This window comes from Maritalea myrionectae DSM 19524, assembly GCF_000423365.1.
Classification (GTDB): Bacteria; Pseudomonadota; Alphaproteobacteria; order Rhizobiales; family Devosiaceae; genus Maritalea; species Maritalea myrionectae.
The window spans coordinates 852,114-865,250 of the sequence record NZ_AUHV01000003.1 but is presented as its reverse complement, the minus strand read 5'-3'; the positions used below and the strand labels follow the sequence as shown (position 1 = coordinate 865,250).

General features: G+C 52.5%; 17 protein-coding genes and 1 other RNA gene. 8 read left to right on the top strand and 10 right to left on the bottom strand.

The genetic code is table 11. From position 1 onward, the window contains the following. Positions 1 to 6 precede the first annotated feature (6 nt). The 6 genes from G549_RS19890 to G549_RS0110375 all read right to left on the bottom strand — a co-directional run bounded on the left by G549_RS19890 (position 7) and on the right by G549_RS0110375 (position 3,637). Entirely contained in the window at positions 7 to 636 is a 630-nt protein-coding gene (locus G549_RS19890) for a class I SAM-dependent methyltransferase (RefSeq protein ID WP_051213619.1), read from the bottom strand. Continuing rightward, a complete protein-coding gene (locus tag G549_RS0110395; protein WP_027834980.1) occupies positions 620 to 1,300 on the bottom strand; it encodes a DUF2306 domain-containing protein in 681 nt (226 codons plus the stop codon). The genes G549_RS19890 and G549_RS0110395 overlap by 17 nt, the downstream gene beginning before the upstream one ends. A 92-nt stretch (positions 1,301 to 1,392) precedes the next feature. Continuing rightward, entirely contained in the window at positions 1,393 to 1,629 is a 237-nt protein-coding gene (locus G549_RS0110390; RefSeq protein ID WP_027834979.1) for a helix-turn-helix transcriptional regulator, read from the bottom strand. A 2-nt stretch (positions 1,630 to 1,631) separates the two neighbouring features. Then, complete coding sequence (locus tag G549_RS0110385; protein ID WP_156905534.1) at positions 1,632 to 2,078, bottom strand: hypothetical protein; 447 nt, start codon at positions 2,076 to 2,078, stop codon at positions 1,632 to 1,634. A 155-nt stretch (positions 2,079 to 2,233) separates the two neighbouring features. Continuing rightward, positions 2,234 to 3,235, bottom strand: a complete 1,002-nt coding sequence (locus tag G549_RS19885) for an NAD(P)-dependent alcohol dehydrogenase (RefSeq protein WP_051213618.1) — start codon at positions 3,233 to 3,235, stop codon at positions 2,234 to 2,236. 57 nt (positions 3,236 to 3,292) lie between these two features. Then, positions 3,293 to 3,637 carry a winged helix-turn-helix transcriptional regulator gene (locus tag G549_RS0110375; protein ID WP_027834977.1) on the bottom strand — a complete coding sequence of 115 codons (345 nt, stop codon included), beginning with the start codon at positions 3,635 to 3,637 and terminating at the stop codon, positions 3,293 to 3,295. A 193-nt stretch (positions 3,638 to 3,830) separates the two neighbouring features. Here G549_RS0110375 and G549_RS0110370 point away from each other — a divergent pair, with 193 nt between their 5' ends. Next, positions 3,831 to 4,247, top strand: coding sequence for a nuclear transport factor 2 family protein (locus tag G549_RS0110370; protein ID WP_051213617.1), 417 nt, complete (start codon positions 3,831 to 3,833; stop codon positions 4,245 to 4,247). Next, positions 4,247 to 4,450, top strand: a complete 204-nt coding sequence (locus G549_RS0110365; protein ID WP_027834975.1) for a tautomerase family protein — start codon at positions 4,247 to 4,249, stop codon at positions 4,448 to 4,450. The genes G549_RS0110370 and G549_RS0110365 overlap by 1 nt, the downstream gene beginning before the upstream one ends. Positions 4,451 to 4,482: 32 nt before the next feature. Here the strand turns inward: G549_RS0110365 and G549_RS0110360 are convergent, their stop codons facing one another. The 3 genes from G549_RS0110360 to tkt all read right to left on the bottom strand — a co-directional run bounded on the left by G549_RS0110360 (position 4,483) and on the right by tkt (position 8,815). Next, positions 4,483 to 5,682 (bottom strand): phosphoglycerate kinase, encoded by a 1,200-nt coding sequence (locus G549_RS0110360; protein ID WP_027834974.1) that lies wholly within the window; start codon positions 5,680 to 5,682, stop codon positions 4,483 to 4,485. A gap of 103 nt (positions 5,683 to 5,785) precedes the next feature. Next, entirely contained in the window at positions 5,786 to 6,793 is a 1,008-nt protein-coding gene (gene gap, locus G549_RS0110355; RefSeq protein WP_027834973.1) for a type I glyceraldehyde-3-phosphate dehydrogenase, read from the bottom strand. Positions 6,794 to 6,835: 42 nt separating this feature from the next. Next, positions 6,836 to 8,815: a transketolase gene (gene tkt, locus G549_RS0110350; RefSeq protein WP_027834972.1), complete on the bottom strand. Its 1,980-nt coding sequence runs from the start codon at positions 8,813 to 8,815 to the stop codon at positions 6,836 to 6,838. A 219-nt stretch (positions 8,816 to 9,034) separates the two neighbouring features. On the opposite strand from tkt, the gene G549_RS0110345 reads away from it, so the two are divergent. From G549_RS0110345 to G549_RS0110330, 5 genes are all read left to right on the top strand, one after another. Further along, the gene (locus tag G549_RS0110345) at positions 9,035 to 9,322 is read left to right on the top strand and encodes a DUF4164 family protein (RefSeq protein ID WP_036221873.1); all 288 of its coding nucleotides are present in this window, start codon (positions 9,035 to 9,037) and stop codon (positions 9,320 to 9,322) included. Positions 9,323 to 9,336: 14 nt separating this feature from the next. Continuing rightward, a complete protein-coding gene (locus G549_RS0110340; protein ID WP_027834970.1) occupies positions 9,337 to 9,711 on the top strand; it encodes a cell division protein ZapA in 375 nt (124 codons plus the stop codon). A 60-nt stretch (positions 9,712 to 9,771) separates the two neighbouring features. After that, a non-coding RNA gene (ssrS, locus tag G549_RS21680) (6S RNA) lies at positions 9,772 to 9,930 on the top strand. 17 nt (positions 9,931 to 9,947) lie between these two features. Continuing rightward, positions 9,948 to 10,553: a 5-formyltetrahydrofolate cyclo-ligase gene (locus G549_RS0110335; protein ID WP_027834969.1), complete on the top strand. Its 606-nt coding sequence runs from the start codon at positions 9,948 to 9,950 to the stop codon at positions 10,551 to 10,553. Positions 10,554 to 10,562: 9 nt separating this feature from the next. Further along, positions 10,563 to 11,381, top strand: a complete 819-nt coding sequence (locus tag G549_RS0110330; RefSeq protein WP_027834968.1) for a TIGR00282 family metallophosphoesterase — start codon at positions 10,563 to 10,565, stop codon at positions 11,379 to 11,381. On the opposite strand, the gene G549_RS21380 is transcribed toward G549_RS0110330, so the two are convergent. Then, complete coding sequence (locus G549_RS21380) at positions 11,378 to 11,950, bottom strand: TetR/AcrR family transcriptional regulator (RefSeq protein WP_051213616.1); 573 nt, start codon at positions 11,948 to 11,950, stop codon at positions 11,378 to 11,380. The two genes, G549_RS0110330 and G549_RS21380, sit on opposite strands and share 4 nt — an antisense overlap. Positions 11,951 to 12,052: 102 nt before the next feature. On the opposite strand from G549_RS21380, the gene G549_RS0110320 reads away from it, so the two are divergent. Then, entirely contained in the window at positions 12,053 to 13,126 is a 1,074-nt protein-coding gene (locus G549_RS0110320) for an NAD-dependent epimerase/dehydratase family protein (protein ID WP_027834967.1), read from the top strand. Positions 13,127 to 13,137: the final 11 nt, after the last annotated feature.

Genomic DNA, 13,137 nt, shown 5'->3' with positions numbered 1-13,137 from the left:
GATGGCTCATTCTGTTGGTTTTTGTGCCGCGATGGATGCGCGGCAATCTTGGTCAGGTGCATTCCGTGCACCAAGGATGTGAAAATCATGTGCTTTGAGTTCGGCTTCAGGTTCGCCAAACTTGTAAACATGGATAAAGGGCGCGAGGCGCAATGCGCTGGCGGCTAAAATGATTTGGCGCTTCCACCAGGTGAACTCGCCAAGGCATGGGGTTTCGACAAACAACATGCCGCCGGGTTTCAGCAATGCTTTCGCCCGGTGGATGACCTCATGATGGTCTTTGACCAAATGCATGACGTTGAATGCCAAAATTGCATCATAGCTTTCTGGCTCCAAGCGGGGGTCGAAAATGTCCGCGGTGAGAAAACTTGCATTTTTGATGTCGCGTTTTGCGGCTTTGTTGTAGGCAAGTTCGATCATGGCATTTGCGGGATCGATGCCTTCGATTGATTTGACGTGGGGGGCCAGATCAAGGGCAATCTCGCCTGAAGCGCAGCCAAAGTCCAAAACAACATCGGTCGGTTTTATCAATTGTCTGAGCTGGTTCAGCCGCGTTGCATATTGTGCATCATGATCTGAGATTGCAGCGTCATAACGGGTTGCTTGCTTGTTCCAAAAACTACTCTGCTGCGGCATGACGGAGCGCCTTTCTTGGTGTGTAGTGGCTGCGCAGGATCATTTCGCCCACGGCGATGTTGATCAAAAACCCGGCCCACATGACGATTTCGATCATCAAAATACTCATTTGTCCTGTGGCGAAATAAATCGGCAGGATCAATAAACGCTGGGTGGCGGGGCCAAGGCTGATCATCACCGCGCGCATCATCCATTCATTGTGGCATTTCACGTCACGATTGAGGATGGCTCGCAGGCCAAGCAATAGTGAAGCGATCATGCCGAACGAAAAGATGAGTACTGCAGCGTATTTCCAGCCTGTGCCGAAGGCGGGGAAAAACTGGTTCATATACATGCCACTGGCAGCGGCGCCCAACCCGGTAATGAGCAATAGACGGCCGGACCAACGGTGAAACTTTGGGGCTCGTTTGCGCAGGGCGGGCACGAATTGCAGCGGCGCAAGCACGTTGAAAAAGATGCCGCACACAATGTGAAAGATCACCGGTACTGGGGTGATGAAATATTGTGGCGAAGTCATCTCGTTGAGTGCCCCGTCAGCGGCAGGGCCGATGGCGATGGAGCTGAGCTGGATGGTGCCAAACGCAATGTTGACGAGGCCGAATATGAATAGAAATAGCGGTAAGCGCCAATTTGATATTCTCGGCTTCGTTTGAATTTTGGACATAGGAATATCGCTTTCAATCTTGAGGGCATCAAGTGAATTCAAATGGGATTAAGCTGTTGGGGTGGTGCGGTTGCCCGCACCGAAAGGAATTTCTATTCGGGTGGTGGCGGTATGTAGCCAAACACCTCTTCTATTGGCGTTTCAAAAGCATGGGCAATTTGGAACGCCAGTTCGAGCGAAGGGGAATATTTGGCCGCCTCGATTGCCACGATGGTTTGGCGGGAGACACCGACCTTCTCGGCCAGAGCCTTCTGGCTCATCTCATCATGATCAAAGCGCAAGCGCCTGATATTGTTGGTGAGCTGACCTTTGTTGGTTTTTTTAGCCATGATTAAAACCCCCGGCGATAAAGCACCAGGCGGGTGGCGCCTTCAATGAGGCTGGCAAAAAACATGGCGTAGATGCTGCCCAGCAGGATGTATTGCATGGGCGCGCCCAGTGCGAGCCAGATCATGCCGGTGACAAAAAAGATCGAAAAGGTAATGAAACCCACTTTCATGCCGACCAGATCAATCAGTTTGTCGCGCTCGTCCGCTTTGTCGAAATCGCTTTCTTTGGTGATGATGGCATTCGCGATGCTCACCAGCACAGAAATGACGACGGTTACAATGATGGACCCGCCGATCAGTTTGAGGGCGCTCCATCCCAGTTCAATGCCAGCATCCGGTCCATCCAGCAGCCCGGCTTGGTAGAGGTCGAGCATATAAAAACTATAGATGGTCATCACAATGATGCCGGAGATTAGATAGGTGACGATGTTGCGTTCATGATAAGACATTTTGCTGTCCTTTGCGTCAGAAATATATGACTTGGTGTCGTGTTTGTTGTCCACTATGTAATGTATTTCATTCATAGTGTCAAATATTTTTGACACAAAGGCATAAATTTTTGACGCTTGTCAGCTGGGCTGGCAAAAAAGCATTTAAATTTCAGCTATTTAGATTGAGGATAGGGGATTGATCCGTCACGTTCGGGTTCAATATGCACCACATGTTTGCCCTGCGCGGCCTGTTTGCTTTGCGCGGCCATGGCCCCTCTGAGCTGCTCAAACGGATATATGTGCTCGATAAAACATTTGATTTGTTTGGCACAAACCATTTCAGCGAGAATTGTCATATCCTCGGGATTGACCTGCCACATGAGGATGCTGATCTTTTTGCCATCATCGCGCTTTCTGCGGCTGGCCAGAAAAAGGCGCAGTAAGCTGAAACTGGTGCCGCCCATCACAACATATTTGCCGTGCGATTTGAGGGCGCGAAAGCAGGCATTGGGCCCGCGATTGGCCACCGCATCGACCACCACATCAAATTTTTGTTCGAGTTTGGTGAAGTCTGTTTCCCGAAAATCATATACATGATCGGCACCGAAGGCGCGCATAGCGTCCAGCTTTTCGGCCTTATCGACCGCATGAACAGTTGCGCCAAAATGCTTGGCCAACTGGATGCAAAACATGCCAGCGCCGCCGCCGCCGCCATTGACCAACACGTGCATGCAGGGTTGGACATTTCCTTCATCGCGGATGGATTGGAGCGCCAGTAGACCGGCTTGCGGCAAGGTGGCGGCTTCTTCAAAGCTCAAGGCGGGCGGCATCTTTGCGAAAAACGCTGCCTTTCCGGTGGCATATTCGGCGAAGGCGCCCCAGCCGCTTTGTGACAGGTCGCCAAAAACGTGGTCACCCACGGCAAATTGGGTGACTTCGCTGCCGACCTCGGCAACAACACCGGACACGTCACCGCCCAAAATGCGATCCTGCGGGCGGCCCGGACTTTCGATACGGGTGAAGATATGGCCGCGCAGTTTGTCCCAATCCCAAGAATTTAAAGATGTGGCATGGACCTTGACCAGAATTTCATCGGCCTTGGGCGACGGCATTTCTGCGTCTTGCAGGTGCAGCTGATCTGTTGAGCCGTACTTTTCGCAAATATAGGCCTTCATGCCGCATCTCCTTGCGCATTTGTTGCCCCGTGAAGATGCGCATGAAACATGGCAGTATCAAGTCTGTGTTTTCAATTTGTGGCCGACCTCAACAATGGCCGCCAGGGCAGGCACCAGCTCCGCGCCTAAAGAGGTGAGTTCATATTCCACCGAAGGGGGAGAGGTGGCTTGCACGGTACGTGTAACAACGCCACGGGCGGTCAGTTCTTTCAGACGCGCCGAAAGCACTTTTGCGGAAACTGGCGGAATATCGATGCGTAATTCATTGAAGCGTCTTGGCCCCGCGCGCAGGTGCCAAATGACATTTGGCGCCCATGCACCCGATATAAGCGCAAGGCAATCGGTGAGTGCGCAGGTTTCCGGCGGTGGTGGGCTGTGATTTTTCCGAACTTTGAGAGACATCAGCGGCCTAAATTGTTGTCGAACTGGGTGGCACTGGCAATTGTTCACCGACAAGGGGAAGCAACCGGGCCATGCGCGCCTGCGTGAGGTTACCCCGCGGTAACTTCATTTTGGAGGTTACCATCAGTTACTGGGTTGTCAATGGAAACCTGATGTCTAGATTGAGGACGTTGTCCCCAACAAAGGAAAAATCATGCAGCATACTCCATCACTCAAGACCGATCAGGCCCCCCCGGGCGATCAGATTGCAGCGATATTGCCGGTGCTTCAAGCCTATTTCGATGGGCTATATCATTGCGATGTCGCGTTGTTCAAAACGCTTTTCCATCCCAAGGCGATCTACGCGACCGCAGATGAAAGCCCGCTGCTTTATCGGGACATGCCCACTTATTTTGAGGTGCTGGCCAAGCGGCAATCGCCTGCCTCACGCAACGAGGCGAGGCACGATGCGATCGATCAAATTCAGTTTGCGGGCGAAAATACTGCATTTGCGCAAGTGCGTTGCACAATCGGGGCCACCAACTTCATTGATTTTCTAACGCTGGTTCGTGAAGACGGCGCATGGAAAATCATGGCGAAAATTTTCCACATTGAAAAAGGAGCGCGCTAATGCCGTACGTTCATATTGAAGTGACCGATGAAGGCGTCACCGCAGCGCAGAAAAAGGCGCTGATCAAAGGCACTACCGATTTGTTGCAGCAAGTGCTGAACAAAGATCCCGCGACCACCTTTGTGGTTATCGACGAGGTGCCGTTGGAAAATTGGGGCATTGGCGGCCTGCCCGTGACCGCGTTTCGTGCGCAGCAAAAGTAAAAAAAGCCCCGCATCTCGCGGGGCTTTTTGTTTTATGCTTTCAGCGCTTCGACGCCGGGGAGGGGCTTGCCCTCCATCCATTCGAGGAAGGCGCCGCCTGCAGTTGATACATAGGTGAAATCGTTCACCACACCAGCTTTGGCGAGGGCGGCCACCGTGTCGCCACCGCCTGCAACAGAAACCAGCTTGCCTTGCTTGGTGCGTTCTGCCACATAGCGGGCCACTTCAATGGTGGCGTGGCCAAACGGGTCCAGCTCAAACGCACCCAGCGGTCCGTTCCAGATCACAGTTTTGGCTTCGTCAATTGCGCCTTTGATGCGCTCGATTGATTTTTCGCCGGCGTCCAAAATCATGCCTTCTTTGTCCATGGCTTCAAGGCCATAGGTGCGGTGGGGGGCGTTGGCTTCAAAGTGCCAGGCCACAACGCCATCAACAGGCAGAATAATGGCGCAATTTTCATCGGCCGATTTGTCGTAAATGCGTCGGGCGGTTTCTGCCAAATCCTTTTCGCACAAGGATTTGCCGACATCTACGCCTTCTGCATGCAGGAATGTGTTGGCCATGCCGCCGCCAATCACCAAGCCTTCAACCTTTTTCAAAAGATTTTCCAGCAGATCGAGTTTGGTGGAGACTTTCGCGCCGCCCACAATGGCGACCACAGGTGTTTTTGGATTGCCGAGACCAGCTTGCAGGGCCGACAATTCGGCTTCCATCGCGCGACCTGCGCCAGAGGGCAGTTCGCGGGCGAGGGCTTCGGTGGAGGCATGGGCCCGGTGGGCAGAGGAGAAGGCGTCGTTCAAATAGATATCGCCCAGGCTGGCCATGCGCTTGGCCAATGCCAAATCATTGGCTTCTTCACCAGGATGGAAACGGGTGTTTTCCATCACGAAAATGGTGCCCGCAGCGCCTTTGGCGATTTGATCTTTTGCGGCGCTCACGTCCGTCCAATCCGTGTCGACAAACTCAACAGGCTGGCCAAACGCTTGTTTGATGCCGGACACGACAACGGCCAATGACATGTCCTTATTCACCTGGCCTTTTGGACGGCCAAAATGGGAAAGCAGAATTGGCTTGCCGCCATGTTCGATGATGTAGGACATGGTTGGGGCGAGCCGTTCAATCCGTGTGGAGTCGGTCACCATTCCATTTGCAACGGGCACATTCAGATCCACGCGCACCAAAACATTCTTGCCGTTGAAGTCGAAATCTTCGAGTTTTTTAAAGTCGGTCATTTTGTTTCCCATTGGAAAAAGGGCCAAATCAGTTGATTGCGATCATAGCTAAAAAGAAGGGGCCTCAAAAGGCCCCTTCAACATTTAGAAATGCAATTGATGCTTAGATGGTTTTGGCAACAACCACCGCCATGTCGGACATGCGGTTGGAGAAGCCCCATTCATTGTCGTACCAGCTCATTACGGAAACCAGATTGCCATCCATCACTTTGGTTTGTTGTGACGCAAAGTTTGAGGAATGTGGATCATGGTTGAAGTCGATTGAAACTTTTGATTCAGGATCAAAATCCAACACGCCTTTAAGCTCGCCTTCAGCAGCGGCTTTAACGATCTCGTTTACTTCCTCAGCTGTGGTGTCGCGTGAAGAGATGAACTTCAAATCCACAACAGATACGTTTGGTGTTGGTACACGAACTGACATGCCGTCCAACTTGCCATTCAGTTCAGGCAACACAAGGCCAACAGCTTTCGCCGCGCCCGTAGATGTTGGGATCATGGACATGGCAGCGGCGCGGGCACGATACAAATCTTTATGCATGGTGTCCAAAGTTGGCTGGTCACCTGTGTAAGAGTGGATCGTGGTCATCATGCCTTTTTCGATGCCCACTTTTTCGTGCAACACTTTGGCCAATGGGGCCAAGCAGTTGGTGGTGCATGATGCGTTTGAGATCACTTTATGCTCAGCTGTGATCTGGTCATGGTTCACGCCATAAACAGCAGTGATGTCGGCATTGGCGCCTGGTGCAGAAATCAACACGCGCTTTGCGCCGGCTTCCAGGTGCATCGCAGCTTTGTCACGGGCGGTGAAGATGCCGGTACATTCCATGGCCACATCAATGTCCAATTCGCCCCAAGGCAATTCTTTTGGATCACGGATGGCATAAACTTTCATCGGGCCGCGGCCAACGTCGATGGTGTCGCCGTCAACTTTAACTTCACCTGGGAATTTGCCGTGCACACTGTCATAGCGGATCAAGTGGGCGTTGGTTTCCACTGGTCCCAGATCGTTGATCGCGACGACTTCGATGTCGGTGCGTCCAGATTCGATGATCGCACGCAACACATTGCGGCCGATGCGACCAAAACCGTTAATTGCTACCCGTACTGCCATTTTTGTTCTCCAAATGCGAGGGAAGGAAAATTTTTGCGTAAATTAGAGTTGGGAAAGTGCGGCATCAACCACGACTTTGGCCGTAATACCAAAGTGTTCAAACAGTTGGTTGCCCGGCGCACTTGCACCGAAAGAATCCATGCCAACAAATTTACCTGTTGGGCCCAAGAATTTCTGCCAGCTCATCTCAATGCCTGCTTCAACGGCGACGCGCGCTTTGGCGTTGCCAAAGATTTGCGCCTTATAATCGTTGGATTGCTGTTCAAACAATTCCATGGATGGCACAGACACAACGCGCACGCTGACCTTTTGATTTTCAAGCTCTTTGGCAGCATCCATAGCCACGGACACTTCTGAACCGGAGGCAAACAGCACCACATCAGCATCTTCATTGCCCTTGAGCACATAGGCCCCTTTGGCACAGCGGTTTTCCGAATTAAATTCGGTGCGCACTGCGGGCACGCCCTGACGGGTCAGGGACAGAATGGATGGCTTGTCTTTTTGCTTAAGCGACAATTCCCAGCATTCCAGTGTTTCGGTTGCGTCCGCCGGGCGGAACACAGAAAGGTTTGGAATGGCGCGCAGGGCAGTCAAATGCTCTACAGGCTGGTGGGTTGGGCCATCTTCACCCAAGCCGATTGAATCGTGGGTCATCACAAAGATGGAGCGAATGCCCATCAAGGCCGCCAAACGGATGGATGGGCGACAATAGTCGGTGAACACCATAAAGGTGCCGCCGTAAGGAATCAGGCCGCCATGCAGCGCAATGCCGTTCATGGCTGCGGCCATGCCGTGCTCACGAATGCCGTAATAAACATAATTGCCAGAGCGGTCTTCAGCAGTGAAAATGCCTTGCTCGCCCGACTTGGTGTTGTTGGACCCGGTCAAATCAGCTGAGCCGCCAAACATTTCCGGCATAATGCCATTGATCACGTCGAGCGCCTTGTTGGAGGCCACGCGGGTAGCGATCTTTGGCTTCTCGTCGGCCAGCTTGTGCTTGAAGTCTTTAACAACAGACGCAAAGTTTGATGGCAGTTCGCCGCTCAAGCGACGTTCAAATTCGCCACGTGTGTCAGCATCTTTTTCAGCTAAACGTTCTTCCCAAGCGGTGCGGTGTTTTGTGGAGCGACAGCCAGCCAAGCGCCATGCGTCCAACACTTCTTCAGGAATTTCAAATGGTGGGTGATCCCAGCCAAGGGCGGCGCGGGCGCCAGCGATTTCTTCGTCACCCAAGGGCGCGCCGTGGGCAGCGGATGTGCCTGCTTTTGTTGGTGCGCCAAAGCCGATCACGGTTTTTGCGGCGATCATGGTGGGCTTGTCAGATTTCTGGGCTTCAAGAATAGCCTTTTCAACCGCGTCCTCATCATGGCCGTCTACTGCGATGGTGTGCCAACCGGCGGCACGGAAGCGCGCATGTTGATCGGTGGAGTCAGACAAAGACACTTTACCGTCGATGGTGATGTCATTGTCGTCCCAAATTACGATCAGCTTATTCAGCTTGAGGTGACCTGCCAAAGTGATGGCTTCCTGGCTGATGCCTTCCATCAGGCACCCATCGCCAGCGATGGCGTAAGTATAGTGATCAACCAGATCGTCGCCAAAGTCGGCTGCCATTTTGGCTTCCGCCATGGCCATGCCAACAGCATTGGAGATGCCTTGGCCAAGTGGGCCTGTTGTTGTTTCGATGCCCGTAGCGTGGCCATATTCAGGGTGACCAGCGGTTTTAGAGCCGAGTTGGCGGAAATTCTTGATTTCCTCCATGGTCATATCTTCATAGCCGAGCAGGTGCAGGGCAGAATAAAGCAACATGGAGCCGTGACCGGCTGAAAGCACAAAACGATCCCGATCGGGCCAGTTTGGCGCTTTGGGGTCGAATTTCATGATTTTGGTAAACAAGACCGTCGCAATGTCGGCTGCGCCCATGGGCATGCCTGGATGCCCGATATTGGCTTTTTGAACCGCGTCCATAGAGAGTGCGCGAATTGCATTGGCCATTGCGCTTGTTTTGGCTAGATCAGTCATTTAAATGCTGCCCCGAGTTGATCGTTTGCTAAAGCAAGATATTTATTGGCGCACTCATAGCAGGTACTCCTTTGGAGTCAATTCCCCCAATTTCGCCAAACTTATTGTACAAAGCTAGTCGAATATGGTCTTTTAGGTGAGCTTTTAGCTATACATCGATGAGAATCAAAATAAAGTTCGGCGTAGGTAGCCATACCTATTCTTGAGTGTTGGACGATTATGGGCGAGCAAAAATATTCAATTGAAGACGCCAATCGGCGGCTAGATACAGCGTTGGATCGGCTGGAGCGCTTGGCACACCATGCGAGAACCAAAGTGCGTGATGCCAGCAATATCGAGCATCAGGTGCAAAATCTGGCAACAGATCGATCGCGGTTGGCCAGCGAACTGGACGAAACCCGGGCCTATGCGCGGACGGTGGAGGAATCTGCCAAAGACGTGTCGGCGCGCATTATGCGGGCGATGGAAAAAGTTCAAGTTGCCCTGAATGGGGAAGATGAGGCGTAGCGGGACTAAGATTTATGGCTGAGATTCAGGTTGAAATTGATGGACGCAAATACCGCATGGCGTGTGAAGATGGTCAAGAAGGCCATGTGCGTGGTTTGGCGGATCGGTTCTCAACCTACGTAGAAGGGCTAAAATCGGAATTTGGCGAAGTGGGTGATGTGCGGCTGACAGTGATGGCCGCAATCACCGTTATGGATGACATGAAGGCGCTGGAAGATGAGTTGAAAAATGCGAAGAGCGCATTGGAACAGCTTTCAGCAAAATCGAACAATCTGATTGCTGATCGTGATCAATTGGAAGAGAACTTTGCCAATCAGGTGATGATGATTGCCGAGCGCGTGGAAACCCTTGCGAAACAGCTAGAACTCGACGCTGAAAAAGACGCTTAATCCAAATTTATCGAAAGTGATGATTTGGGGTTTCGTTTTGCCCTTGTCTTCACTATATCTAACCCGCTGCCCGGTTCGTGCCGGAAACTAGCATCCACGGGGCCTTACCGATCCTTAAGGGAGCTGTCACTGATTAGGCTCGTGGGCTTTTTCATACGGCGCCCACCTACTTTTGTAGGTTCCAGGGTCAAGTTTTCCGACGGCCAGGGCGGCACTTAATTAATGGGGCGACAAGATTGAGCGAACAAACTGTCGACGAAAAAGAGGCGATTGATGCCCGCAAGGCCGCCTTGCGCACCGAAGCGCATGAAAAGCGTGGCGGGCTGTCGAGCTCATTTCGAAAAGAGGCTGCGCGCGCCGCTGCTGAGACCTTTATCGCTGCCGTGCCTGTGCCATTTGAGCAAACCATTTCCATTTATTGGGCCATCCGCGATGAGCTGGATTGCACGCCATTGCTCAGCCATTTTATGGATGACGGGCACAAAGTGTGTTTGCCTGTGGTGATGGGGCGCGGTTTGCCACTGGAAATGCGGCTTTGGTCGCCGACTGATCCTTTGGTGCCCAATGGCTTTAACACGCTCGCGCCGCCGGAAACGGCACAAAAAGTTATCCCCGACATTGTGGTGACGCCGCTTTTGGGGTTTGACAAAGAAGGCACGCGGCTTGGCTATGGCGGCGGATATTATGATCGCAGCCTTGCCTCCTGGCCGCAAAAGCCCTTATTGGTGGGCTACGCCTTTGGCGTGCAGGAATTTGACCATCTGCCGCGTGACACGCATGATGTGCCCTTGGATATGGTGGTTACGGAAAACGGAGTACGGCGCTTTAGCGCTGCCGAATAGGGCGCATATATGCGGATATTGTTTTTGGGCGATGTGATGGGCCGATCTGGCCGACGGGCAGTGACAGACCATCTGCCGGATCTAAAGCGCCGCTATCAGTTTGATTTTGTGATCATCAATGGCGAGAACGCCTCTCACGGACGGGGGCTGACCGAAAAGCATTTTGAATGTTTGTTGGAAGCGGGTGCCGATATGGTGACGCTGGGCGATCACGCCTTTGATCAACGCGAAACGCTTGGGGTGATCGCACGCGACAACCGCTTGTTGCGCCCGATTAATATGAGCGACGCCGCGCCGGGCCGCGGTGCCATGCTTTATGAGGCGCAAAATGGTCAGCGCGTGTTGGTGGTCAATGCCCTTGGCCGTGTATTTATGAACCCGATTGATGATCCGTTTTATGCGGTTGAAAAGGCCATTGCAGATTGCCCATTGGGCGATGTGGCCGACGCGGTGATCGTCGACTTCCACGCCGAAGCGACGTCTGAAATGCAGGCCATGGGCCAGTTTTTAGATGGTCGGGCCAGCCTTGTTGTGGGCACGCATACGCACATTCCAACGGCTGATCATCGGGTGCTGAAAGGCGGCACCGGGTTGATGAGTGATGCGGGCATGTGCGGCGATTATGACAGTGTGATCGGCATGGATGCGGAAGAGCCGGTGAACCGGTTTGTCACCGGCATGACCCGCGAACGGTTTACCCCGGCTGATGTCGACCCCAGCGTTTGCGGTGTCGTCATCGAAACCGATAACCGCACCGGGCTCTGCACCTCAATCCAACCCTTGCGGGTTGGCGGTTCTATTGGGCAGGCACTGCCTGAGTTTGATTAGACCACATCCACCAAATCCTGAATTGTCTTTGCCAAAAGCCGGGTCATATCGTCGGCACCGTTTGAGCTGGTGGTTTGCACATTTACTATGCGGTTCAGTAGATCATAGCCTGTAAGCTGGGTGATGATCAGGCTGGCGCGTTCATGCGTTGAATCGCCTTCGAGCCTTGCGGCCAAAGGTTTTATGATCTGTTCTTCCACCGTTTGGCGCAGCATGGGAATGGCTTCCTTGCTGGTTGAGGCGCGCAAAAGCGCGATGACCGGATCGAAATCTTTTTCGCCCGTCTTGGCCGCAAACATCTCCGCCACCCGTTGACCGAAGTCGGTCATGTCGCCTTCCAGCATAAAGTCGATATTGAGTTCGGGCAGGATGGCTTGTTGGAACAAACCCTCTTTTGATCCGAAATAACGATTGATCAAAGCCACATTCACATTGGCCCGATCAGCGATTTGGCGCGTACCAGCCCCATCATAGCCTTTTTCAAAAAAGGTCTGCTGAGCAGCGGCGAGGATTGCTTGCTGGGTTTTTTCGGCGTTGCGTTTGCGGACTGGTTTTTGAGATGAGGTCATTGTTATGTAATCAGGTGTTGACTTATTGCGCGGATGAATTATGTATACACCTGATTACATATTTTGACCAGTGGCAACCGAAAGCTAAATTGGAGAATGAAAATGTCCCAACCCACACCAGATTATTCATCCACGGCACCTGTTTTGGTAACGGGTGCAACGGGCTATTTGGCCGGATGGATTGTGAAACGTTTGTTGGAGGAGGGGAAAACTGTTCATGCAGCGGTTCGCGACCCAAGCAACAAGCAAAAGATTGCGCATCTTGATGATATGGCGGCCAGTTTGCCCGGTGATATCAAATATTTCAAAGCAGATTTGCTGGATGAAGGCAGCTTTGATGAGGCCATTCAGGGATGTGACGTGGTGATGCATACGGCGTCGCCCTTCACCTCAGAGGTGACCGATCCGCAAAAAGATTTGGTGGACCCGGCGGTGAGAGGCACCCGCAATGTGCTTGGCGCAGCCAATCGCACTGACAGCGTCAAACGCGTTGTGGTGACGAGTTCGTGCGCGGCAATTTATGGTGATGCGGTGGATGTGGCGCAATCCCCTGGCCAGACATTGACCGAAGATGATTGGAACACGACCTCTCGCCTTGATCACCAGTCCTATTCTTTTTCCAAAGTTGAAGCGGAAAAAGCCGCGTGGGAAATGGCTGCGGCGCAAGACCGTTGGAAGTTGGTCACCATCAACCCGTCTTTGATTGTTGGTCCAGGTACCGCCAAAACCCAAACCTCAGAATCGTTTAACTTCATGAAGCAGGCAGGCGATGGCACCTTCAAGATGGGGGTGCCGAAAATGGAAATTGGCATGGTGGATGTGCGCGATGTGGCTGAGGCACATTTGCTGGCCGGCTTTATCGAAAATGCCGAGGGACGTCATATTGTCTCGAAAGAAACGCATGATTTCCTGTTTATCGGCGAAGTGCTGCGCAAAAAGTTTGGCGACAAATATCCGTTTCCGAAAGGCTATTTGCCGAAATGGATGGTGTGGTTGATTGGGCCGATGGCCAACAAGGCGCTGACGCGCGAAATGGTGGCGAAGAACATCAATCACCCCTGGGCGGCAGACAATTCTAAATCAAAAGAGAAATTGGGCTTGAGCTATCAGCCGGTTGAACCGGCGCTGGAAAAGATGTTCCAGCAATTGCTAGACGCGGGGCTGGTTAAAAAATAGCGTAACCATCG